The 23246-nt window shown below is 73.8% G+C and carries 18 protein-coding genes; 12 read left to right on the plus strand and 6 right to left on the minus strand.

All coding sequences use genetic code 11. The annotated features are described in order from the left end of the window. Nucleotides 1–3: 3 nt before the first annotated feature. The gene (locus tag ACIQG9_RS28380; RefSeq protein WP_400408148.1) at nt 4–1446 is read right to left on the minus strand and encodes a CAP domain-containing protein; all 1443 of its coding nucleotides are present in this window, start codon (nt 1444–1446) and stop codon (nt 4–6) included. 373 nt (nt 1447–1819) lie between these two features. Between ACIQG9_RS28380 and ACIQG9_RS28385 the strand changes: the two genes are divergently transcribed. The 3 genes from ACIQG9_RS28385 to ACIQG9_RS28395 all read left to right on the plus strand — a co-directional run bounded on the left by ACIQG9_RS28385 (nt 1820) and on the right by ACIQG9_RS28395 (nt 6544). After that, nucleotides 1820–2014 carry a hypothetical protein gene (locus ACIQG9_RS28385; protein WP_007456482.1) on the plus strand — a complete coding sequence of 65 codons (195 nt, stop codon included), beginning with the start codon at nt 1820–1822 and terminating at the stop codon, nt 2012–2014. Between the two features lie 304 nt (nt 2015–2318). Next, a complete protein-coding gene (gene smc, locus ACIQG9_RS28390; RefSeq protein WP_400408150.1) occupies nt 2319–5927 on the plus strand; it encodes a chromosome segregation protein SMC in 3609 nt (1202 codons plus the stop codon). Further along, on the plus strand, nt 5927–6544 hold the full coding sequence (locus tag ACIQG9_RS28395) for an HAD family hydrolase (RefSeq protein ID WP_400408152.1): 618 nt from the start codon (nt 5927–5929) through the stop codon (nt 6542–6544). The genes smc and ACIQG9_RS28395 overlap by 1 nt, the downstream gene beginning before the upstream one ends. Nucleotides 6545–6559: 15 nt before the next feature. Here ACIQG9_RS28395 and ACIQG9_RS28400 read toward each other — a convergent pair whose 3' ends face one another. From ACIQG9_RS28400 to ACIQG9_RS28420, 5 genes are all read right to left on the minus strand, one after another. After that, nucleotides 6560–7081: a DinB family protein gene (locus ACIQG9_RS28400; RefSeq protein WP_400408154.1), complete on the minus strand. Its 522-nt coding sequence runs from the start codon at nt 7079–7081 to the stop codon at nt 6560–6562. Nucleotides 7082–7152: 71 nt separating this feature from the next. Then, on the minus strand, nt 7153–7644 hold the full coding sequence (locus ACIQG9_RS28405) for a universal stress protein (protein WP_400408156.1): 492 nt from the start codon (nt 7642–7644) through the stop codon (nt 7153–7155). A gap of 4 nt (nt 7645–7648) precedes the next feature. Further along, nucleotides 7649–9268 (minus strand): MDR family MFS transporter, encoded by a 1620-nt coding sequence (locus ACIQG9_RS28410; protein WP_400408158.1) that lies wholly within the window; start codon nt 9266–9268, stop codon nt 7649–7651. Nucleotides 9269–9398: 130 nt separating this feature from the next. Continuing rightward, complete coding sequence (locus ACIQG9_RS28415) at nt 9399–9839, minus strand: MarR family winged helix-turn-helix transcriptional regulator (RefSeq protein WP_400408160.1); 441 nt, start codon at nt 9837–9839, stop codon at nt 9399–9401. 18 nt (nt 9840–9857) lie between these two features. Further along, nucleotides 9858–11570, minus strand: a complete 1713-nt coding sequence (locus ACIQG9_RS28420) for an alkaline phosphatase D family protein (RefSeq protein WP_400408162.1) — start codon at nt 11568–11570, stop codon at nt 9858–9860. A 147-nt stretch (nt 11571–11717) separates the two neighbouring features. Between ACIQG9_RS28420 and ftsY the strand changes: the two genes are divergently transcribed. The 9 genes from ftsY to ACIQG9_RS28465 all read left to right on the plus strand — a co-directional run bounded on the left by ftsY (nt 11718) and on the right by ACIQG9_RS28465 (nt 22886). Further along, nucleotides 11718–12899: a signal recognition particle-docking protein FtsY gene (gene ftsY, locus ACIQG9_RS28425; RefSeq protein WP_400408164.1), complete on the plus strand. Its 1182-nt coding sequence runs from the start codon at nt 11718–11720 to the stop codon at nt 12897–12899. Between the two features lie 7 nt (nt 12900–12906). Continuing rightward, a complete protein-coding gene (locus ACIQG9_RS28430) occupies nt 12907–13770 on the plus strand; it encodes an aminoglycoside phosphotransferase family protein (protein WP_400408166.1) in 864 nt (287 codons plus the stop codon). A gap of 228 nt (nt 13771–13998) precedes the next feature. Beyond that, nucleotides 13999–15411 (plus strand): ammonium transporter, encoded by a 1413-nt coding sequence (locus ACIQG9_RS28435; RefSeq protein ID WP_400408167.1) that lies wholly within the window; start codon nt 13999–14001, stop codon nt 15409–15411. Between the two features lie 25 nt (nt 15412–15436). Then, entirely contained in the window at nt 15437–15775 is a 339-nt protein-coding gene (locus tag ACIQG9_RS28440; protein ID WP_400408176.1) for a P-II family nitrogen regulator, read from the plus strand. 73 nt (nt 15776–15848) lie between these two features. Continuing rightward, on the plus strand, nt 15849–18206 hold the full coding sequence (locus ACIQG9_RS28445; RefSeq protein ID WP_400408177.1) for a [protein-PII] uridylyltransferase: 2358 nt from the start codon (nt 15849–15851) through the stop codon (nt 18204–18206). A gap of 81 nt (nt 18207–18287) precedes the next feature. Further along, nucleotides 18288–19418, plus strand: a complete 1131-nt coding sequence (locus ACIQG9_RS28450; protein WP_400408169.1) for a sensor histidine kinase — start codon at nt 18288–18290, stop codon at nt 19416–19418. After that, nucleotides 19415–20068, plus strand: coding sequence for a response regulator (locus ACIQG9_RS28455; protein WP_400408170.1), 654 nt, complete (start codon nt 19415–19417; stop codon nt 20066–20068). The genes ACIQG9_RS28450 and ACIQG9_RS28455 overlap by 4 nt, the downstream gene beginning before the upstream one ends. Nucleotides 20069–20204: 136 nt before the next feature. Beyond that, nucleotides 20205–21758, plus strand: coding sequence for a signal recognition particle protein (gene ffh, locus ACIQG9_RS28460; protein WP_400408172.1), 1554 nt, complete (start codon nt 20205–20207; stop codon nt 21756–21758). Nucleotides 21759–21806: 48 nt separating this feature from the next. After that, complete coding sequence (locus ACIQG9_RS28465; protein ID WP_400408174.1) at nt 21807–22886, plus strand: amidohydrolase family protein; 1080 nt, start codon at nt 21807–21809, stop codon at nt 22884–22886. Nucleotides 22887–23246: the final 360 nt, after the last annotated feature.

Here is a 23246-nt window from a genome sequence, read left to right on the forward strand (position 1 = left end):
CGCTCAGCGGGGGGCGGCGAAGTCCTGCGTCCAGTACGGCCCGTTGCTGCTCGCCACGCCGACGCCGATCTCGGTGAACGCGCAGTTGAGGATGTTGGCCCGGTGGCCGGGGCTGTTCATCCAGGCGTCCATCACCGCGGCCGGGGTCTGCTGGTTCCAGGCGACGTTCTCGCCATAGGTACGCCAGGAGTAGCCGACCCGGTCCAGCCGCGCGCCGGCGTCGCTGCCGTCGCTGCCGGTGTGCGTCATGGTCTGGTGGTCGGCCTGGTCCTGGCTGTGCCGCTGGGCGGCGAGCATCAGCTTGTCGTCGACCGCCAGGGCGCCGCAGCCGGCCTTCGCCCGCTCCGCGTTGACCAGGTCGACGACCTGCTGGGCCTGGCTGCCCGCGCCGGGATTCACCGAGGACTTGGTGCTGGTCGCACCGGGGGTGGGGGCGCTGCTGGCCCGGGTGCTCTGCCGGGACGCCGCCTGGGTCCGCTTCGGGGTGGGGCTCGGCGTGGCGGTCCGGCTCGGCGACGGGCTCGGGGACACCGACGGGCTCGGGGCGGCGGTGGGGGAGGCCAGGCCGTCCGTGCTCGTCGTGGTGCCCGGCACCGCCGGGGCGGCGGCCACGGTGTCGTCGAAGGATGCCTGGTCGGCCCGCCCGTCGTCACCCGGGAACAGCAGGGCTCCGGCACCGAGGCTGACCACCAGGGTGGCCGCCGCGGCGGCTCCGCCGACGAGCAGCGGGCGCGGCAGCCGGCGGCGGGGCCGGCGCGACCCGGCCCGGTCCGTACCCCGGTGCGCGGCGCCGGGGTACGCGATCGCCGGGGCGAGGGCGGTGACGTCCCGGTCGGCCGGCTGGTCGACCGGCGCGGCGGCGGCCGGGTACGGCCGGTACCCGGCCGGCTCGTCGGTCCACTGCCCGGCGGGTTCGTTGCTCCATTGCCCGGCCGGCTCGTCGGTCCACTGCGCGGCGGGTTCGTCGCTCCACTGCCCGGCCGGCTCGGCGACCCATCCGCCGGCCTGTTCGCCCTGCCACCGCCCGGTTGGTTCGTGCTGCCAGTGCCCGGTCGGGTCGGCGGCCCGGTGCCGGGTCGGGGTGTCGGCCCACTGACCACCAGCGTCGGCCCACTGGTCGTGCGGCCCGGCCCACTGCCCGCCCGGTTCGGTCCGCTGGTCGTGCGGCCCGGCCCCGTGGTCGGTCGGGGTGTCGGTCCAGCGGTCGTCGTGCGGCGTGGCCTGGAGGTGCCCGGTCGGGGTGTCGGTCCAACGGTCGTCCGGCGTGGCCGCGATGCGCCCGGTCGGGGCGTCGGTCCACGCGTCGCCCGGCTGCGCCGGCTCGTCGCCGAAGAGGTAGGCGGAGCGGGGCTCGGGGCGGTCGGTCAGCCAGCCCGGCTCGTCCGCCGGCGGTTCCGGCCGCCGGTATGCGCCGTCCGGGTCGTTCGGGTCGGTCCAGCCGTACACGCCTGTCCCCTCCACGGGTCGGTTGCGGGCCGGGGTGACGCTACGGCGGGGCCGGGACCAGCGGCAATGTGGCTAAGGAAGAGTTAAGGCGAGACGGGTCTCCAGGCTGACCATACCCGTAAAACCCGGCGTAGAGTCAAGGAGTCCGGACAGAGCGTGTCCGAGCCTTGCGGCCCCCTCGGCAAGTGACTGGGCAGACGTGAAGATGATCTACGGCCTGCGAGAACTTGACGAACGAGGGGTTTTCGCTCAATATATAGGTGTCGCCAGTCGCGCCCAGCCATGCCCGGATTTCGGTGGTGTGGTAGTAGTCGCGAACACGAATGGGCGCGCGTTGGCCGGCTTTTCCGGCAGCGCATATCAAGGAGTCAGCATGGCGAAGGCCCTCTACGGCCACGTAGGTGCAGCGCCCGACCGGCGTCTGCTCGACGAGGTCACCCGACTTCGTGCCAGGGTTCAGGCACTGGAGTTCGAGATCACGCGTCTGCGTGCCGACAACGATCGGCTCGCGGCGGCTGCGGCGGAGGCGGACGATCTCCTCCGACTGGCCGAGCCGGCGCTCACCTGATCTCCGGGTACACAAAGAAATAACTGAACAGCACCACCGCGAAAAAGCGCGCCGACACTTTCGTGCCGGCGCGCAGCTCTGTCTCCCGCGCAATTCGGCACCGCAATTTAACGATCTTGGGTGCCGCCGTCCGTACCCGACCCGGTCGGGGTACCGGCACCATTGCGCCCGCTCCGTCGCCGCTCCGGCCCCGGTGCGGGGCGGGTCGCGTGCCGGCCGGCCGCCACCGACGGGTTAGTCTGCGGGTTGACCAGGTCCGCGCAGCCCGCGACGGTACGGCGGCCACCGGACGAGGATCGAGAAGGTGCATCTCAAGAGCCTGACGGTGAAGGGGTTCAAGTCCTTCGCCTCCGCCACGACGCTCAAGCTGGAGCCCGGGATCACCTGCGTGGTCGGCCCGAACGGCTCCGGCAAGTCCAACGTCGTCGACGCCATCGCCTGGGTGCTGGGCGAGCAGGGCGCGAAGGCGCTGCGGGGCGGCAAGATGGAGGACGTCATCTTCGCCGGCACCGCCGGGCGGGCGCCGCTGGGCCGGGCCGAGGTCACCCTCACCATCGACAACACCGACGGCGCGCTGCCGATCGAGTACACCGAGGTCTCCATCACCCGCCGGATGTTCCGGTCCGGCGAGAGCGAGTACGAGATCAACGGCGACTCCTGCCGGCTGCTCGACATCCAGGAACTGCTGTCGGACTCCGGCATCGGCCGGGAGATGCACATCATCGTCGGCCAGGGCCGACTCGACGGCATGCTGCACGCCAAGCCGGAGGACCGGCGGGCGTTCATCGAGGAGGCCGCCGGCGTCCTCAAGCACCGCAAGCGCAAGGAGAAGGCGCTGCGGAAGCTCGACGCGATGCAGACCAACCTGAACCGGCTCACCGACCTCACCGCCGAGTTGCGCCGCCAGCTCAAGCCGCTGGGCCGGCAGGCCGAGGTGGCCCGCCGGGCCGCCGCCATCCAGGCCAACCTGCGTGACGCCCGGCTGCGGCTGCTCGCCGACGACCTGCACACCCTGCGCGCCACCCTGGACCGGGAGATCGCCGACGAGACCGCGCTGCGCGACCGGCGCGAGCAGGTGGAGGCGGAGCACACCGAGGTCCAGGGCCGCCTCGGCGAGCTGGAGGCGGCCCTGGCCGAGGACGCGCCCCTGCTCGCCGCCGCCCAGGACACCTGGTACAAGCTCTCCGCCCTCGCCGAGCGGTTCCGCTCCATCGAGCAGCTTGCCCGCGAGCGGTTGCGCCACCTCAGCGCCACCCCGGAGGACGAGCGTCCCGGTCGGGACCCCGACCAGCTCGACGCCGAGTCGCAGCAGGTCCGCGAGCAGGAGGAGGAGCTGCGCGCGGCGCTCACCGACGACCAGATCCGGCTCGCCGAGGCGGTCGAGTACCGGCAGGAGCTGGAACGCCAGCTCGCCGCCGCCGAGCGGGAGCTGGTCGCCGCCGCCAAGGCGATCGCCGACCGGCGGGAGGGGCTGGCCAAGCTGACCGGGCAGGTCAACTCGGCCCGGGCCCGGACCACCAGCGCCGGCGAGGAGATCGAACGGCTCGCCGCCGCGCACACCGACGCCCTGGGCCGGGCCGAGCAGGCCCAGGCCGAGCTGGACGCGGTGGCCGAACAGTCCACCGAGGCCGACCGGGACAACGCCGAACTCGACGCCCGGCACGCCGAGGCGGTCGCCGTCCAGGAGCAGGCGCAGGCCGCCGTCCGGACCCTCGCCGACGCCGAGCGGGCCGCCGAGAAGGACGCCGCGACCTGGAAGGCCCGCGAGGAGGCGCTCGCCATCGGCCTGCGCCGCAAGGACGGCGCGGGTGCCCTGCTCGCCCGCGCCGGCGAGGTGCCCGGACTGCTGGGCAGCCTGGCCGGGCTGCTCACCGTCGCCGGCGGCCACGAGGCGGCACTCGCCGCGGCGCTCGGCGGGCTCGCCGACGCCGTCGCGGTCAGCGGGGTGGACGAGGCCGTCGAGGCGATGCGACTGTTGAAGATCTCCGACGCCGGCCGGGCCGGCCTGCTGGTCGGCAGCCCCGCCGGCCCCGGCATGACCGGTCCCGCCGAGGCGCTGCGCCCCAAGCTGCCGGACACCGCCCGGTGGGCCCCGGACCTGGTGGAGTGCGCCGCCGAGATCCGGCCGGCGGTGCACCGGGCGCTGCGCGACGTGGTGCTGGTCGACGACCTCGCCGCCGCGTCCGAGCTGGTCGCCGGGAACCCGGAGCTGCGGGCGGTCACCCCGGACGGGGACGTGGTCGGGGCGTACGCGGCGGCCGGCGGGTCGGCCAAGGCACCCAGCTTCATCGAGGTGCAGGCGGCCGTCGAGGAGGCGCGGGCGAACCGGCTCACCGCCGAGCGGACCGGTGCCGAGCTGCGCGAACAGCTCGTCGACGCGCGCGCCGAGGTGGCCGCCGCCAAGGAGGCCGTGCAGCACGCCGCCGCCGCCAGGCGGGAGGCGGAGAGCCACCGCAACGCCGCCGCCCGCCGGCTCGCCGAGCTGGGCGCGGCGGCCCGGTCGGCGAAGGCGGAGACCGACCGGCTGGGCGAGAGCCGGTCCCGCGCCGAGGCGGCCCGGGAACGGGACCTGACCGCCCTCGCCGAGCTGGCAGAGCGGCTGCGGCTGGCCGAGGACACCCCGATCGACGCGGAACCCTCCACCGAGGAGCGGGACCAGCTCGCCGCGACGGTGCCCCGGGCCCGGCAGAACGAGATGGAGGTCCGGCTGGCGGTGCGTACCGCCGAGGAGCGGGTCTCCTCGATCGCCGGCCGGGCCGACTCGCTGGCCCGGCAGGCCGGTGCCGAGCGGGCCGCCCGCGAGCGGGCCGCCGCCCGGCGGGCGGCCCGGACCCGGGGCGCGGGGATCGCCCGGGCCGTGGTCGGCGGCGCGCGGGAGGCGCTGAGCCGGCTCACCGCGTCGATCGCGGCGGCCGAGGAGCACCGCGACGCGGTGGCCCGCCAGCGCGCCGCCCGGGAGGCCGAACTCCAGGAGGTACGCGGCGCGGCGAAGCGGCTCGGCGCCGAGCTGGAGCGGCTGACCGGCCAGGTGCACCGGGACGAGGTGGCCCGCGCCGAGCAGCGGCTGCGCATCGAGCAGTTGGAGGCGAAGGCCGCCGAGGACTTCGGCCTGGACGTGGTGACCCTGGTCGCCGAGTACGGCCCGGACCAGCCCGTCCCGCCCACCCAGGTGGACGTCGCGGCGGCCGAACGCGACGGCCTGCCGGTGCCCGAGCCGGTCCGTTACGAGCGGCCGGTGCAGGAGAAGCGGGCGGCCAAGGCGGAACGGGAACTGGCCCTGCTCGGCAAGGTCAACCCGCTGGCGCTGGAGGAGTTCGCCGCGCTGGAGGAGCGCTACAAGTTCCTCTCCGAGCAGCTTGAGGACCTCAAGGCGACCCGGCGGGACCTGCTCACCGTGGTCAAGGACGTCGACGAGCGGATCCTGGAGGTCTTCGCCAGCGCGTTCGCCGACACCGCCCGGGAGTTCGAGCAGGTCTTCACCGTGCTCTTCCCCGGCGGCGAGGGCCGGCTCATCCTCACCGATCCGGCGGACCTGCTCACCACCGGCGTGGAGGTGGAGGCCCGGCCGCCGGGCAAGAAGATCAAGCGGCTGTCGCTGCTCTCCGGCGGGGAGCGGTCGCTGACCGCGGTGGCGATGCTGGTGGCGATCTTCCGGGCCCGCCCCAGCCCGTTCTACATCATGGACGAGGTGGAGGCGGCCCTCGACGACGTCAACCTGGGCCGGTTGATCACCCTGCTGGCACAACTGCGGGAGAAGAGCCAGTTGATCGTCATCACCCACCAGAAGCGGACCATGGAGATCGCCGACGCGCTCTACGGCGTGACCATGCGCAGCGGGGTCACCCAGGTGATCAGCCAACGGCTCAACCGGGCCGACGACGAGCGGCCTGGCCGCGGCGAGGAGAATCAGTAGTGGCTCGGGAACGCGCGACGGCGCTCCTGCTCGACTTCGACGGCGTGCTGCGCCGCTGGGACCCGGCGGTGGCCGCCGGGGTGGAGCGGGAGTACGGCCTCGCCGAGGGCGTGCTCGGCGAGATCGCCATGCAGTGGGGGCGGCTCCAGCCGGTGCTGACCGGCCGGATCAGCCACGCCGACTGGGTGTCCAGCGTGGCCGACGCGCTGACCGAGTCGGTCGGCCCGGATCGGGCCCGGGCGGCGGTGCAGCAGTGGCAGCGCTACCGGGGCGAGGTCGACCCCGAGGTGCTGGCGTTCGTCCGCGAGGCGCGGGCCGGTGGGGTGCGGGTCGGGCTCGGCACCAACGCGACCGACCTGCTCGACACCGACCTCACCGCGCTGGGCCTGGTCGGCGAGCTGGACGTGGTGGTCAACTCCTCGGTCGTCGGGGTGCACAAGCCGGCGAAGGAGTACTTCCAGGCGGCCTGCTCGGCGCTGGAGACCCCGCCCGCGCGGGTGCTCTTCGTCGACGACGAGGACTGGGCTGTCCGGGGCGCCCGGGTGGCCGGGCTGTCCGCGTACCGGTGGAGCGGGCCGGAGGGGCTGCGCTACCTGCGGGCGGCGCTGGCGTACTGACGCCCGGCGGGACGGTCACAAGCCGGTGACGCCGTCGATGCGTTCCCGGATCAGGTCGGCGTGGCCGTTGTGCCGGGCGTACTCCTCGATCAGGTGGACGTACACCCAGCGCAGGTTGAAGGTGCGCTTCTTCGGCCCGACCTCGGTGAACGTCTCGTCGAGGGAGCGACCGGCCACGGCCCGGCGGGCCAGCGCGACCTCCCGGTGCCAGGTGGCGAAGTCGGCCTCGGCGTCGGCGGCGCTGACGTCGTGGTCGGCGTCGGGCGTCTGCGGGGTGAAGTACGGGTAGTCGACCTGCTCACCGGCGAAGTTCTCCCGGAACCACCAGGCCTCCACCTCGGCGAGGTGACGTACCAGGCCGAGCAGGGTCAGCCCGGACGGCTCGACGCTCGGCGTGCGCAACTGCCCGGCGGTCAGCCCGGCGCACTTGCGCAGCAGGGTCTGCCGGTGGAAGTCGAGCCAGCTCTCCAGCATGGCCCGCTCGTCGCCGACGGTGAGTTCTCGGGTCCGGGTGATCTCCGGGGCTGTCCACGTCATCCGGACATCCTCGCGGTCGGGTCCGACACCGGCGAGCGGTTATCGGGCGACGAGGGGCCGGGTGGGGCCGGTCAGGGGACGACGACGACCGGCCAGCGGCCGGTGCGGACCAGCCGGCTGGCGACCGAGCCGACCAGGCGGTGCCCGGCCTGCTCGGACGACCCCACCACGACCAGGTCCGCGCGGCACTCGTCGGCCGCCGCGCGGAGTTCGGTGTACGCGTCGCCGCGCCGGCACAGGAACGTCACCGGCAGGCCCAGCTCCTCGGCCCCACGCCGGCACTCCCGGCGCAGCTCGGCGGCGAGCTCGTCGTGGGTCTGCTGGACCGCGCCGGCCACCACACCGGACATCAGCGTGGCGTAGGCGGCCGGTGAGCTGACGAAGACCACCACCAGCCCGGCGCCCTGCCGGCGGGCCAACCCCGCCGCGTACGAGGCGGCGCGCAGCGAGGTCCGGGTGCCGTCGACGCCGACCAGCACGACCCGGGGTCCGTCGGTGCCCCGCTCGAACGTCAGCGGGCGGGCCCGCGGGCCGTACTCCTCGCGGTCGACCGGGGTGTCCATCGGGTCAGTCCCGGGTCCCGGTACGGACCACCGCCGCCCCGCCGCCGGCCGCGACGGTGGACTCCTGCTCGACGGCGTCGGTCAGGGCGTCCCCGTTGTGCCGGCGCAGTGGCACCTCCTTGATGAAGATGACCGCGATCAGGGCGATCAGCCCGAACGGGGCGGCGGCCAGGAAGATGTCCCCGGCGCCGTGTCCGTAGGCGCTCTCCACCACGGTGCGGATCGGCCCCGGCAGGGTGTGCACGTTGGGCAGGGCGCCGCCGCTGCCCGAGCCGGCGCTCGGGAGGCCCAGCCCGGTCAGGCCGTCGGCGATGTAGTCCTTGACCCGGTGGCCGAGGACCGCGCCGAGCGCGGAGACGCCGATCGCGCCGCCGAGGCTGCGGAAGAAGGCGACCACCGAGCTGGCCGCGCCCAGCTCGTGCACGCCGACGGTGTTCTGCACGGCGAGGACGAGGTTCTGCATGGTCATGCCCACCCCGACGCCGATCAGTGCCATGTAGACGCTGAGCTGCCAGTACGGGGTGTCGTAGCGGAGCGTGCCCATCAGCGCGAAGCCGACGGTGAGCAGGGCCGAGCCGGCGACCAGGTACCGCTTCCACCGGCCGGTGTTGGTGATGATCCGGCCGACGACGGTGGAGGAGACCAGCAGGCCGAGGATCATCGGCAGGGTCATCAGGCCGGACATGGTCGGGCTCTCGCCCCGGCTGATCTGGAAGTACTGGCCGAGGAAGACCGAGGCGCCGAACATGCCCACGCCGACCGCGATGCTGGCGACCACGGCGAGGGTGATGGTGCGGTTGCGGAACAGCCGGGGCGGGATCATCGGCTCGCTGGCCCGGTTCTCCACCCGGACGGCGAGCAGGCCGAGCAGGACCGCGCCGGCCACCATGACGGCGGACTGCCAGGAGATCCAGTCGTACTTGTCGCCGGCCAGGGTGACCCAGATCAGCAGCAGCGAGACGGCGGCGGTGATCAGGGTGGCGCCCCACCAGTCGATCTTCGCCGGGCGCGTGACCACCGGCAGTCGCAGGGTCTTCTGGAGCACCACCAGGGCGGCGATGGCGAACGGCACGCCGACGTAGAAGCACCAGCGCCAGCCGAGCCAGGAGGTGTCGACGATCACGCCGCCGATGAGCGGGCCGCCGATGGTGCCGACGGCCATCACCGCGCCGAGGTAGCCGCTGTAGCGACCGCGTTCGCGCGGCGCGATCATCGTGGCCATGATCACCTGGGCCAGGGCGGTGAGACCGCCGGCGCCGACGCCCTGGAGCACCCGGCAGGCGATGAGCTGCCCGGTGGACTGGGACAGGCCGGCCAGCACCGAGCCCAGCACGAAGATCGTGAGGGAGAGTTGGACCAGGATCTTCTTGCTGGTCAGGTCGGCGAGCTTGCCCCAGATCGGGGTGGTCGCGGTGGTCGCCAGCAGCGTCGAGGTGACCACCCAGGTGTAGGCGGACTGGCCGCCCTTCAACTCGGTGATGATCCGCGGCAGCGCGTTGGAGACGACCGTGGAGGAGAGGATCGCGACGAACATGCCCAGCAGCAGTCCGGAGAGGGCCTCCAGGATCTGCCGGTGGGTCATCTCGACGGCGGTCGCCCTGGTGGGCGCTGTCGCCTGGGTCATCGTGGCTGCCTCCGGGTGGGAGTCGGGAAAGGGTTGCCTCGGGCAACCGTAAGCGTTTGTTGCCTCAAGCAACAACCTGACGTGACGCGGCTCTATTCCGACCCGGGCCGGACCGGTTCCCGCGGGGTGCTCAGAACGTCTCGTTGAACCGGTGCATCAGCCGGGCGAAGTCCTCGACGTCCCGTTTCGGCCAGTTCTCCATCGAACGCCGCATCTGTTCCATCCGGGCCGTCCGGGCCGCGTCGAAGCGCCGGGTGCCCTCCTCGGTCAGGCAGAGCTGGGCGGCCCGCCGGTCGGCCGGATCCGGATCGCGGCGGACCAGGCCCAGCACCTCCAGGCCCTGGATCTGCCGGCTCAACGTGCCCTTGCCGATGCCCAGCAGGGTGGCCAGGTCGGTGAGCCGGATCGGACCGGACCGGCGCACCCAGAGCAGCAGGCCGTACGCGTTCGGCTCCAGGTTCGGGTGCACCTCGCGGGCGATCTCCATGGACAGTGCCCGGCCACGGCGCAGCAGCGCGGTCAGTTCGTGCTCCAACGCGCGCAGCGTCTCCGGTCGGTGATCGTCGTCCACGGCACCGAGGGTACGGCCTCAGTCCGCAGAGGAGAGTCGCTGACGGGCCACCTCGCGCAGGTGACCGTCGCTGGTGGTGCCCTCGATCAACACCTCGGCGTCCCGGCCGGTGTGCCGCAGGGTGCTCACCGCGTTGCCGAAGTACGGGCCGGCCAGCTTCTTCCAGCGCACCGTGGGACGGCGTACCCCGGCGGAGCGGGCCAGCGCCCGGGTGGCGGCGGCCGGTCCCGGATTCCAGCCCAGCCGCATCAGCGGGCGCATCGCCGCCGGCACCTGGTTGTGGATCGGCGAACAGGTGAGCTGGTGGACCGGGGTGCGTACCCCCGGATCGTCGAACCGGGCCCGGGCCACGTACGAGTGGTGCACGTCCCCGGAGAGCACGCTGATCGAGGCCGGCGCCGGGTACGCCGGCCCGGCCCCGACCCGGTCCCCGGGGTTGCCCGGATCGCCGCTGCCCAGCCGGGCGAAGAGCGCGCCGAGGGCGTCGAAGGAACGGCGGAACGAGGCCCAGTGCTCCAGGTCCAGCGCCCGGCGCAGCCGCTCGGCGAACCCGGCCACCCACGGCCGGCGGGAGTCGGCCAGCCGCTCGTTCCACGCCTCCACGTGGTGGATTCCCGGCGGCAACAGCCAGGGCAGCGAGGCACCGACCACCAGGTGGTCGTAGACGCCGTGCGCCCGGTCCAGGAACCAGGACCACTCGCCGGCGGGGAGCATCGCCCGGCTGCCCGGTTCGAGCACCCGGCTGCACCGGTTGTCCAGCATCACCAGCCGGGTCCGGCCCAGGTCCAGCGCGTAGCTCCACTGGTACTGCACCGCCCGCCAGCGCTCGGTGTCGTGCGCCTCGTCGGCCTCCTTGTCGACCCGCTCGCCGAACTCGCGCAGCACGTCGGTGGCGTCCTCGGCGGCGACCACCTTGGCGTAGAGCGGGTCGTCGGCGATCTCGGCCGGAGCCAGGTTGCCCAGGTGCTGGTAGACCCAGTAGGAGGCCAGGCCGCTGCGGATCCGCTCGGACCACCAGGGCTGCCCGCGCATATCGGCCCGCCACGCCTTCGAGGTGTTCCAGTCGTCGATCACCTCGTGGTCGTCGAAGATCATCACGCTCGGCACGGTGGAGAGCAGCCAGCGGATCTCCGGGTCGCGCCACGACTCCAGGTAGAGCTTGGTGTACTCGTCGAAGCTGACCACCTGGTCGGCCGGGGCGTCCTTCGGTCGCCGCCGGCGGCGCTTGAGCAGCCGCCGCACGGTGGGCGAGGTGACGTCGGCGTAGACCTGGTCGCCGAGCAGCACCAGCAGGTCGGGCAGGTCGTCCGGGTCGGGCGTGGCCATCAGCCGCCGGGCGTACGCGTCCAGCGCGTCCGGGGGCAGCTTCCGGGTGGTGGCATGCTGGGTGGTCTCCCGGCACGACCCGAAGATCAGCTTCACCGGCTGGTCCCGGTCGTCGTCGGCCCGGGTACGGATCACGCTGGGCGGGAAGCCGCTGCCCGCCACCGGCCAGACGACCTCGTCGTCGACCAGCACCTCGTAGCTGGCGGCGTGGTCCGGGGTGAGCCCCTCGACCACCACCAGCGCGTAGTGGTGGTCGTACGCGGCGAAGGTCGGCGCGGTGCCGGACGCCCCGTCGGCCGTGCGGACGGTGACCACGGCGGGCCCGCTGGTCTCCACCCACACCGTGGCCCGCGTGCCGACGACCCGGCGCAGCAGCGGGCCGATGAGCAGGCGCGGGTCCGTCATGGTGGCACCTCCGAGGAGAGAACGATTCACCTTTGCTACCCCGTGGGCGGGGGAGCCACCCCTGGCAGCGGCGAGCGTACCCGCAGCTCGCCACGGTGCGGAGGCGGTGAGTGGGACGCCGCCGCCGGCATCTGACAGGATTTCGGCATGACGGATTACCTCCTCGTCGCACTGGCCCTGCTCGGTGTGCTGATCCTCGGCGGCCTCGGCCTGCTGGTGCCCCGGCTGCGCCGGCGTCCCCAGCCGCCGCTGCCGGAGACCGAGGTCGACACCAGGACCGAGGAGGACCTCGCCGGGCCGCCCGTCGAGGCGCCGGAGTCGGAGTTGTCCACCGGTGTCCTGGTCGAGCCGCCGGTGGTCGAGGCCCCCGCGCTGGAGGTCCCCGAACCGACCGCCGGCCGGCTGGTGCGGCTGCGCTCCCGGCTGTCCCGTTCGCAGAACGCCTTCGGCAAGGGCCTGCTCGGCCTGCTCAGCCGGGACCACCTCGACGAGGACGCCTGGGAGGAGATCGAGGACAGCCTGATCACCGCCGACGTCGGCGTCGACGCCACCCGGGAGATCGTCGACCGGCTCCGCGAGCGGACCCGGGTGCTGGGCACCCGCTCCGCCGGCGAGCTGCGCGACCTGCTCGCCGCCGAGCTGGTCAACGCCCTCGACCCGAGCCTGGACCGGTCGCTGCGTACCGCCGGAAAGGACGGCGTGCCGGCGGTGCTGCTGGTGGTCGGCGTCAACGGCGCCGGCAAGACCACCACCTGCGGCAAGATCGCCCGGGTGCTGGTGGCCGACGGGCGCTCGGTCACCCTCGGCGCGGCCGACACCTTCCGGGCCGCCGCCGCCGACCAGCTCGAAACCTGGGGCGGCCGGGTGGGCGCCGAGACGGTCCGTGGCCCCGAGGGCGCCGACCCGGCCAGCGTCGCCTTCGACGCGGTCCGCCGGGGCATCGACGCCGGCACCGACACCGTGCTCATCGACACCGCCGGCCGGTTGCAGAACAAGATCGGCCTGATGGACGAGCTGGGCAAGGTCAAGCGGGTGGTGGAGAAGCACGGCCCGATCGACGAGACACTGCTGATCCTCGACGCCACCACCGGCCAGAACGGGCTGGAGCAGGCCCGGGTCTTCACCGAGGTGGTCAACGTCACCGGGGTGGTGCTGACCAAGCTCGACGGGACGGCCAAGGGCGGCATCGTGATCGCCGTCCAGCGCAAGCTCGGCATCCCGGTCAAGCTGGTCGGCCTCGGCGAGGGCGCGGACGACCTGGCCCCGTTCGACCCGGCGCAGTTCGTCGACGCGCTGCTCGGCACCGAGCCGCTCGCGAAGGACGCGTAACCTCGCAGTGACGAACGACGATCGCGGGTACGTCGGGTGGCGTGATCCCCGCCACGCGGCACCGGGCCTCGGGAGACCGTACGTGACTTCGCAGGAGATCCCGCTGCACGGCGGGAACGTGAGCACCGTGGTACGGGTCGGCGACACCGTCCGGCGCAACGCCGGCCCGTGGACCCCCTCGGTGCACGCCCTCCTGCGCCATCTGGAGTACGTCGGGTTCACCGGCGCGCCCCGGGCGCTGGGCATGGACGAGCGCAACCGGGAGGTGCTGTCGTACCTGGAGGGGGAGTGCGGGGAGTACCCGCTGGCCCCGCACTGGGTCACCGACGAGGCGCTGGTGACCGTGGCCACCATGCTGCGGATGTTCCACGACGCCCAGTACGGCTTCGCCCCGTCGCCCGGCGCGGTCTGGCGCTCGTTCGGGCCGCCACCGCCGGACACCGAGGTGATCTGCCACCACGACGCCGCCCCGCACAACGTCATCTGGCGGCCGGACGGCACCCTCGGGCTGATCGACTTCGACCTCGCCTCGCCCGGTGCCCGGATCTACGACGTGGCGTACGCGGCCTGGACCTGGGTGCCGGTCTTCGCCGACCGGGACTCGATCACGCTGGGCTGGCGACGTCCGGACCGGCCCCGCCGGCTGCGGCTCTTCGCCGACGCGTACGGGCTGATCCCCCGGGACCGGCACCGGCTGATCCGGACCATCCGCAAGCGGATCGTCGACCACGTGGAGGGCATCCGCCGGATGGCCGCCGCGGGTGAGCCGGCGTTCGTCCGGATCGTGCACAAGGGCCACCTCCGGCGTCCGATGCGCGACCTGCGCCTGCTCGACTACGAGCGGCACGCCCTGGAGCACGCCCTGCGCTGAGCGCGCATCGGGCGAAAGAGTGGCCGTTCGGAGAGGATCGGCCACTCTTTCCATTTCCGATTCTCAAGATCGGCGTTCTTCACACGCCGGAAACAACCCGTCACGCGTCGGAAATCGAGCGGTGTCGGTACAGGAAACAGCCGCCGACCAAGCTTCCGCGCAACCGGCGTACGGGCGACGCTGCCCCGGAAGCCGCGAAGGAGGGAACTTCACCTTTAGGAGGCCAGCGTGCCTGAAGCACCGACGATCGACGGCGGCAATACCGTTTGGCTGCTGGTTTCGACCGCTCTCGTGCTGCTCATGACCCCGGGACTGGCGCTGTTCTACGGCGGCCTCAACCGGGCCAAGGGCGTGCTCAACATGATGATGATGAGCTTCTCCGCCATCGGGCTCATCTCTGTTCTGTGGTGGTTCTACGGATTCAGCATCGCCTTCGGAACCGACGTCAACGGTTTCTGGGGCGACCCCGGTGCGTACCTGGGCACCAAGACCTTCCTGGCCGAGACCGACCTGTGGGGGGCCACGGCGGACAACCCCAGCGGCATCGGCGTCCCGCTGTACGTCTTCATGGCGTTCCAGATGGTCTTCGCGGTGATCACCGTCGCGCTGATCAGCGGCGCCGTCTCCGACCGGGCCAAGTTCGCCGGCTGGCTGCTCTTCGCCTTCGGCTGGGCCACCCTGGTCTACTTCCCGGTCGCCCACTGGGTGTGGGGCGGCGGCATCATCGGCGGCAAGATCCACGCGCTCGACTTCGCCGGTGGCACCGCGGTGCACATCAACGCCGGGGCGGCGGCCCTCGCCCTCGCCCTGGTGCTCGGCAAGCGGCTCGGCTGGCCCCGGGAGGGCATGAAGCCGCACAGCATCCCGCTGGTCGCCCTCGGCGCCGGCCTGCTCTGGTTCGGCTGGTTCGGGTTCAACGCCGGCTCGGAGCTGACGGTCGACTCGGTCGCCGGCCTCGCCTTCATCAACACCCAGCTCGCCACGGCCGCGGCGGTGCTCGGCTGGATCGCGGTCGAGTGGGTCAAGGACAAGAAGCCGACCATGGTCGGTGCCTCGTCCGGCGCCGTCGCGGGTCTGGTCGCCATCACCCCGGCCTGCGGCTTCATCGCCCCCTGGGCGGCGGTCCTGCTCGGCATCGTCGCCGGGGTGGCCTGCGCGCTCGCCATCAGCCTCAAGTACAAGCTCGGCTACGACGACTCGCTCGACGTGGTCGGCGTGCACTTCGTCGGCGGCTGGATCGGCTCGCTCTGGCTCGGCCTGTTCGCCACCAACTCGGTCAACGCCGCGATCAGCGACGTGGTCGGCGCCTCCGACGGCCTGTTCTACGGTGGCGGGGTGACCCAGCTCGGCCGCCAGGCCCTCGCCGGCCTGATCGTCACCGTGTGGTCGTTCGGGGTCGCCTGGGTGCTCGCCTTCGCCATCGAGAAGACCATCGGCTTCCGGGTCAAGGCCGAGGACGAGGTCGAGGGCATCGACATCACCGAGCACGCGGAGAGCGGCTACGACCTGTCCCCGAGCACCGGCGGCGCCGGTGGTGGGGCGTTCGCGCTGGCCGGGATCACCCCGGGCGGCACGAAGCCGGCCTCCCCGGAGGCCACCGAACCGGCCGCCGCGCCGGTGGACGAGAAGGTCGCCGGTTAACGTTCGGAGAATGGAGGGCTTGGACATGAAGCTGGTGACCGCGGTCATCAAGCCGTACCAACTGGACGCGGTGAAGGAGGCCCTGCACGCCCTCGGCGTGGCTGGCCTGACCGTCAGCGAGGTCCAGGGGTACGGTCGGCAGAAGGGGCACACCGAGGTCTACCGGGGTGCCGAGTACACGGTCGAGTTCCTGCCCAAGATCCGGGTCGAGGTGCTCACCGACGAGATGGACGTCGACAAGGTCGTCGACGCCATCGTGGCCGCCGCCCGGACCGGGAAGATCGGCGACGGAAAGGTCTGGGTGACCGCCGTCGAAGAGGTCGTCCGGGTCCGCACCGGCGAGCGTGGTCTCGACGCCCTGTAGGAGGAACGCCCAGATGACCTCGTTGATCAAGAGGAATGCGTCGGACAGCGCCGACCACGGTGACGCAAACCTCTTGATCAACGAGGTCGTCGGGGTTCCCGGGGGAATCGGCGAGGGGGCTCGGCGGGGGCGGGCGGCGGCGTTCGACGGGTGGCTCTCCGCGCTGCTGCCGGGGCGGGAGGGCATCGCGCTGGTCGCCGTGGGCGGGCTCGGGCGTCGGCAGTGCGCGCCGTACGGCGACCTCGATCTCGTCCTGCTGCACGCCGGGGTGGCGGGGGTGGACGAACTGGCCGCCTCGCTGTGGTACCCGATCTGGGACGCCGGGGTCCGGCTCGACCACTCGGTGCGTACCCTCGCCGAGGCGCTGTCGGTCGCCCAGGACGACGTCAAGGTCGCCCTCGCCCTGCTCGACGCCCGGTTCGTCGCCGGTGACCGGGGGCTCGCCGACACCCTCACCCGTACCGCCACCGACCACTGGCGGCGTACCGCCGTCCGCCAGCTCCCCGCGCTGCGGGAGATCACCGAGGCCCGCTGGCACACCCACGGTGAGCTGGCCTTCCTGCTCGAAGGCGACCTCAAGGAGGCGGCCGGCGGGCTGCGCGACGTGGGCATCCTGCGGGCCATCGCCACCGCCGGGATCACCGACGCGCTGCGCCCCGCCGTCCGGGCCGCCCACCTGCGCCTGCTGGACACCCGGGACGCCCTGCACCAGCAGGTGGGCCGCCGGGTCGACCGGCTGGTCGCCCAGGAACGCGACGGCGTCGCCGCCCTGCTCGGCCTGCGGCAGCTCCCGCCCGGCGGATCCGCCGCCGCGCCGCTGCGGCAGCTACCTTCCGACCGGTCCGAGGCCGCGCCGCGAGCGGGCGGCCCCGCCGACGACGGCGACGGCGACGCCCTGCTGCGCCGGGTGGCCGGCGACGCCCGGACCGTCAGCCACGCCCTCGACGACGCCTGGCGGGCCGCCGACCGGCTCCGCTCCGGCCGCCGCCGGGGCGCCGACGGCCGGCCACTGCGCCGCCCGGTCGCCCGGGACGTCGTCGAGCACGACGGTGAGCTGGTGCTGGCCCGTACCGCCATCGGCGCCCGACCCGACCCGAGCCTGTCGGTGCGGATCGCCGCCGCCGCGGCCACCACCCGGCTGCCGATCGCCCGGGCCACCTGCGAGTGGCTGGCCGCCTACTGCCCGCCGCTGCCCGCGCCCTGGCCACCGGCCGCCCGGTCCGCGCTGATCACCCTGCTCGGCGCCGGTCCCGGCCTGGTGCCCGCCTGGGAGACCTGCGACCGGTACGGCCTGATCGACGGCTGGCTGCCCGAGTGGACCCGGCTGCGCAGCCTGCCCCAGCACAACCCGGTGCACCGGTTCACCCTCGACCGGCACCTGGTGCAGACCGCGTACGAGGCGAGCCGGCACACCCGCGAGGTGGACCGACCCGACCTGCTGCTGCTCGGCGCGTTCCTGCACGACATCGGCAAGGGGCTGCCCGGCGCGGGCGCCACCGGCCGGGCCGGTCGGCACGAGCCCGCCGCCGACCACAGCATCGTCGGCGCCCCGCTGGCCGCGGCGGTGGCCGGCCGGATCGGGCTGCCCGCACCGGAGGCTGCGCTGATCGGCACGCTGGTCCGGCTGCACCTGCTCCTGCCCGACGTGGCCACCCGCCGGGACCTGTCCGACCCGAAGACCATCGCCGGGGTGGCCGAGAAGGTCGGCGACACCGGCACACTGGACCTGCTGCACGCCCTGGTCCGCGCCGACGCCGCCGCCACCGGCCCGGCCGCCTGGTCGGACTGGAAGGGGCGGCTCGTCGCCGAGTTGGTGTCCCGGGTACGTACCGCGCTGGACACCGGCGCGCTGCCCGCCCCGCCCGCCCCCGATCCGGCGCTGGTGGCCGGGCCGCTGCCGGTCGTCCACCTGACCGAGGACACCGTCTCGGTGGCCGCCGCGGACCGGCGTGGCCTGCTCGCCACCGTGGCCGGCTGCCTCGCCCTGCACCGGCTGGAGGTGCTCGCCGCGGACGCCTCGACAGTCGACGGCCGGGCCCTGGTCGAGTGCCGGGTCCAGCCCCGCTACGGGCTCGCCCCCGACCCGATCGCGCTCAGCGCCGACCTGCGTCGCGCGGTCAACGGCGACGTCTCGGTCACCCAGCGGCTGCGCGGCCGGGCCCTCGCGGCCCGGAGCGAGGGGGCCGCACCCCGGGTGGTGTGGCACCGGGAGGCGGCCACCGACGCGGTCCTGCTGGAGCTGCGCGCCGCCGACGCGGCCGGGCTGCTCTACCGGGTCACCTGCGCCCTGGACGAGGCCGGTGCCCAGGTCCGGGCGGCCCGCATCTCCACCCTGGGCGGTGACGTGGTGGACGCGTTCTACCTGGTCGGCGGCTGGCCCGACGACGCCGAACGGGCCCGGCTGGAGGCGGCGGTGCTGGCCGCCGTCTGAGCCGTCGTACGTCGACGGGCGTAGCCACGTCGTCGCCTGCGGTGGCACGACCGCCGGCCGGAACGGGCGCAGAATGACGGCATGGAGGCGGGCGACCGGCAGTGGCGCGACGGGGCGGGTGACGCCCTGCTCGCCCTCGGGCTGCTCGCGTTCGGGCTGGTCGGCACCAGGGGCGCCGCGGGCAACGCCGGCGTCACCGCCACCGGCGGGACGTACGCCCTGGTGGCGGTGGCCGCGCTGGCGCTGGCGGTACGTCGCCGGTGGCCGCTGGCGACGCTCGCCGCCACCACCTCGGCCAACACCGCCTACCTGCTGCTCGGCTACCCGTACGGGCCGATCCTGGTCGCGCTCTCCGTCGCGGTCTACACGGTCGCCGCCTACCGGCCGTCGCGGCCCGCCACGGCGGCCTGCGGCGGCGCGCTGGCCCTACTGCTGCTCAGCGGCCTCGTCGGGGCCCGGCAGTGGGGCCTGCTCGGGGTGATGCCGGTGGCGGCCTGGGTGGTGGTGCCCTTCGCGGTCGGCACCACCGTCCGGCTGCTCCGCGAGAGCGCCACCCGCACCCGCGCCGACGAGGCCCGTCAGCTCGCCGACGCCGAGCGGCTGCGCGTCGCCCGGGAGGTGCACGACGTGGTGGGGCACGGCCTGGCCGCGATCCACATGCAGGCGGAGATCGCGCTGCACCTGCTGGCGAAGCGGCCGGAGCAGGCCGGGGCGGCGTTGGCCGCGATCAGCCGCACCAGCAAGGAGGCCCTGGACGAGCTGCGGGTCACCCTGACCGTCGTCCGGCGGGGCGAGGCGGGGGCGGGGCGGACGCCGGTGCCCGGCCTGGACCAGCTTCCCGCGCTGCGCGACCGGATGGCCGGCGCCGGGCTGCCGGTCGCCGTCGAGGTCACCGGCGAGGTGCGGACGCTGCCGGTGGCGGTCGACCTCACCGCCTACCGGGCGGTGCAGGAGTCGTTGACCAACGTGCTGCGGCACGCCGGGCGGGCCGCCGCGACCGTCCGGGTCGACTACCGTCCGGACGCGGTCACCGTCGAGGTGACCGACACCGGGCGGGGCCCGGCACCGCACCCGCCCCCGGGGCCGGGCGGGCACGGCCTGGCCGGCATGCGGGAGCGGGTGGCCGTGCTCGGCGGGTCCTTCCGGGCCGGCCCGGGGGACGGCGGCGGGTTCCGGGTGTCCGTCACGCTGCCGGTCGAGGAGGCCACATGATCTCGGTGCTGCTCGCCGACGACCAGGACCTGATCCGGATCGGGCTGCGCGCCCTGGTCGAGAGCGAGGACGACCTGACCGTGGCGGGGGAGGCCGCCGACGGGCTGCGGGCGGTGGAGCTGGCCCGCGCCGTCCGCCCGGACGTGGTGCTGATGGACGTCCGGATGCCCGGGGTGGACGGGATCGAGGCGACCCGCAGGATCGTCGCCGACCCGGTGCTGGCCGGCACCCGGGTCGTCGTGCTGACCACCTTCGAGCTGGACGAGTACGTCTTCGACGCGCTGCGGCACGGGGCCAGCGGCTTCCTGACCAAGGACACCCCGCCGGCCGAGCTGCTACGGGCGATCCGGCTCGTCGCCGAGGGGGAGGCGCTGCTGTCGCCGTCGGTGACCCGCCGGGTGGTCCGGGAGTTCGCGGCCCGCCCGGCCCGGGTGGCCCGCCCGCATCCCCGGCTCGCCGCGCTCACCGAGCGGGAGCGGGAGGTGCTGGGGCTGGTCGGCGAGGGGCTGAGCAACACCGAGATCGCCGGCCGGCTGGTGGTCAGCCCGGCCACCGCGCGTACCCACGTCAGCCGGGCGATGGTGAAGCTGGGCGCGCGGGACCGGGCCCAGCTCGTGGTCTTCGCGTACCAGTCGGGCCTGGTCGCCTGATCTCGTCGTGGAACGGGGGTTCGCCCCGGGGTGGCCGGGCCGGAGCGCGGTGGCGGGTGGCGGGCTACCCTAGCGGTGGCTGGACTCCTGCCCGGCCGCGTTGTGCCCGCCGGAAAACGACAAACGGGATGTTCGCGTGTTTGACACCTTGAGTGACCGCCTGTCCGGGATCTTCACCAAGCTCCGCGGCAAGGGACGGCTCACCGACGCCGACATCGACGCCACCGCGCGCGAGATCCGCATGGCGCTGCTGGAGGCGGACGTCGCGCTGCCGGTGGTCAAGGGCTTCATCGCGAACGTCAAGGAGCGGGCCCGCAGCGCGGAGGTCTCCCAGGCGCTCAACCCGGCCCAGCAGATCGTCAAGATCGTCAACGAGGAGCTGGTCAACGTCCTCGGTGGCGAGGGCCGGCGGCTCCAGTTCGCCAAGCAGCCGCCCACCGTGATCATGCTGGCCGGCCTCCAGGGCTCCGGCAAGACCACGCTGGCCGGCAAGCTCGCCCGCTGGCTCAAGGCCCAGGGCCACCAGCCGCTGCTGGTCGCCGCCGACCTCCAGCGTCCCAACGCCGTCGGGCAGCTCCAGGTGCTCGGCGGGCGCGCCGGCGTCGAGGTGTACGCCCCGGAGCCCGGCAACGGCACCGGCGACCCGGTGCAGGTCGCCCGCGCCTCGATCGAGCACGCGAAGCGGGCCGCCCGGGACATCGTCATCGTCGACACCGCCGGCCGGCTCGGCATCGACGCCGAAATGATGCGGCAGGCCGCCGACATCCGCGACGCGGTCGACCCGGACGAGGTCATCTTCGTCATCGACGCCATGGTGGGTCAGGACGCCGTCCGCACCGCCGAGGCGTTCCGCGACGGGGTCGGCATCACCGGTGTGGTGCTGTCCAAGCTCGACGGCGACGCCCGTGGCGGTGCCGCGCTGTCGGTCCGGGAGGTCACCGGGCAGCCGATCCTCTTCGCCTCCACCGGCGAGAAGCTGGAGGACTTCGACGTCTTCCACCCCGACCGGATGGCCAGCCGGATCCTCGGCATGGGCGACGTCCTCACTCTGATCGAGCAGGCCGAGGCGGCCTTCGACACCGATCAGAAGGAGAAGATGACCGCCAAGCTGATGGGCGGTGAGCGGTTCACCCTGGAGGACTTCCTCGACCAGCTCATCGCGGTCCGGCGGATGGGCCCGATCGCCAACGTGCTGGCCATGATGCCCGGCATGGGGCAGATGAAGGACCAGCTCGGCGAGCTGGACGACAAGCACTTCGACCGGGTCACCGCGATCATCCGGTCGATGACCCCGGCCGAGCGGACCAATCCGAAGATCATCAACGGGTCCCGCCGGGCCCGTATCGCCACCGGCTCCGGCGTCACCGTCATGGACGTCAACCAGCTCCTCAACCGCTTCGCCGACGCGCAGAAGATGATGAAGCAGATGGGCGGCATGATGGGCCTGCCCGGCGGCCGGCGCAAGGCGACCAAGTCGCCGAAGAACAAGCGCAAGGGCACCAAGGGCGGCAACCGGCCACGCGGCGGTGCGGGCGCCGGGCTGCCGGGCGGCTTCCCGGGCGGCATGCCGCAGCTCCCGCCGGGGATGGACCCGGCTGACCTGGCCGGCGGTCAGGGGCTGCCGCCGGGCTTCAAGCTCCCCAAGATCGATTTCAACAAGCTCGGCAAGGGCGACAACCGGCCCCGCTGACCACACCTGCCCGTCCACGCCCGGTGGTGATCCGGTAGGACTGTGCACATGGCTCTGCATGTGCGCGGTGTGCTCCTGCCCGACGACGAGGTCCGGGACTTCTGGCTCGACGGTGACCGGGTGACCTTCGCCCCGGTGCCCGGCGCGCAGACCGTGGCCGACGGCGGCTTCGTGCTGCCCGGCCTGGTCGACGCCCACTGCCACCTCGGCATCGCCCGGGGCGGCGCCCCGATCACCTCGCTGGACCAGGCCCGCGAACTGGCCCGTACCGACCGGGACGCCGGGGTGCTCGCCATCCGCGACGCCGGCTCGCCGTACCCGTACCCGGAGTTGGACGACGAGGCCGAGCTGCCGCGACTGGCCCGCGCGGGCCGGCACGTGGCCCCGCCGAAGCGCTACCTGCGCGACATCGGCGTGGAGGTCGACGCGGCCGAGGTCGCCGCCACGGTCGCCGCGCAGGCCGCCGCCGGCAACGGCTGGGTCAAACTGGTCGGCGACTGGATCGACCGGGGCGTCGGCGACCTCGCGCCGGCCTGGGACGCCGACACGATGACCGCCGCCGTCGCCGCCGCGCACGCCGTCGGGGCACGCGCGGCGGTACACACCTTCAGCGAGTCGGCCGTGGACATCATGGTGCGGGCCGGGGTCGACTCGGTGGAGCACGGCACCGGCCTGAGCCTCGACCTGATCGACCTGATGGCCCGGCAGGGCACCGCACTGGTCCCCACAATGATCAACATCCGGACCTTCGGTGGCATCGCCGCCCAGGCCCGCGCGAGGTTCCCCGGGTACGCCGACCACATGCTCGCCCTGCGCGACGGCTTCCCCGAGGTGGTCCGCGCCGCGCACGAGGCCGGGGTGCCGATCTACGTGGGCACCGACGCGGGCGGCGGCATCGACCACGGGCTGGCCGCCGAGGAGATGCTGCTGCTGCACGAACAGGCCGGCATGCCCGCCGTGGACGTCCTCGCCGCCGCCTCCTGGCGCGCCCGCCAGTGGCTCGGCTTCCCCGGCCTGGTCGAGGGTGGCCTGGCCGACCTGGTGGTCTACCCCGAGGACCCCCGACGCGACCTCCGGGTGGTCCGCGCCCCCACCCGCATCATCCTCCGTGGCCGCGTCGTCCGCTGACTCCCCGCCCGCGCCGCCTGCCTGCGCGGTGGCCTGCCTGCGTGTGGGCCCGTCTGCGGGTGGCCTGGGCTGCGCGGGGGCCTGTCTGCGGGGTGGCCCGCCCGGCGGGGTGGCCTGCCCCGCGCGGTGCCTGCCCCGCGCGGTGCCTGCCCGGCGCGGTGTCCGCCCGCGCGGCGGTGGGTTCGCCGGTCGGTCGGTCGCAAGATCGCGCTCGATCGTGGAAGTAGTGGCCTCGCGGTGTGTCGGATGCCACTACTTCTTGGAAGTAGCACGATCTTGGCGCGGGGCGCGGGGCGCGGGGCGCGGGGCGCGGGGCGCGGGGCGCGGGGCGCGGGGCGCGGGGCGCGGGGCGCGGGGCGC

Origin of the sequence: Micromonospora sp. NPDC092111 (genome assembly GCF_044755745.1) — a bacterium.
In the GTDB taxonomy this organism is placed as follows: Bacteria; Actinomycetota; Actinomycetes; order Mycobacteriales; family Micromonosporaceae; genus Micromonospora.

What these genes read in the sequence shown, in the direction of transcription:
- ACIQG9_RS28420 (WP_400408162.1), bottom strand. Translation starts at nt 11,570, where the DNA reads ATGACGGACCCGCGCCTGCTCATCGGCCCGCTGCTGCGCCGGGTCGTC.
- ACIQG9_RS28455 (WP_400408170.1), top strand. Translation starts at nt 19,415, where the DNA reads ATGATCTCGGTGCTGCTCGCCGACGACCAGGACCTGATCCGGATCGGG.
- ACIQG9_RS28400 (WP_400408154.1), bottom strand. Translation starts at nt 7,081, where the DNA reads ATGACGTGGACAGCCCCGGAGATCACCCGGACCCGAGAACTCACCGTC.
- ACIQG9_RS28465 (WP_400408174.1), top strand. Translation starts at nt 21,807, where the DNA reads ATGGCTCTGCATGTGCGCGGTGTGCTCCTGCCCGACGACGAGGTCCGG.
- ACIQG9_RS28410 (WP_400408158.1), bottom strand. Translation starts at nt 9,268, where the DNA reads ATGACCCAGGCGACAGCGCCCACCAGGGCGACCGCCGTCGAGATGACC.
- ACIQG9_RS28385 (WP_007456482.1), top strand. Translation starts at nt 1,820, where the DNA reads ATGGCGAAGGCCCTCTACGGCCACGTAGGTGCAGCGCCCGACCGGCGT.
- ACIQG9_RS28440 (WP_400408176.1), top strand. Translation starts at nt 15,437, where the DNA reads ATGAAGCTGGTGACCGCGGTCATCAAGCCGTACCAACTGGACGCGGTG.
- ACIQG9_RS28405 (WP_400408156.1), bottom strand. Translation starts at nt 7,644, where the DNA reads ATGGACACCCCGGTCGACCGCGAGGAGTACGGCCCGCGGGCCCGCCCG.
- ftsY (WP_400408164.1), top strand. Translation starts at nt 11,718, where the DNA reads ATGACGGATTACCTCCTCGTCGCACTGGCCCTGCTCGGTGTGCTGATC.
- ACIQG9_RS28450 (WP_400408169.1), top strand. Translation starts at nt 18,288, where the DNA reads ATGGAGGCGGGCGACCGGCAGTGGCGCGACGGGGCGGGTGACGCCCTG.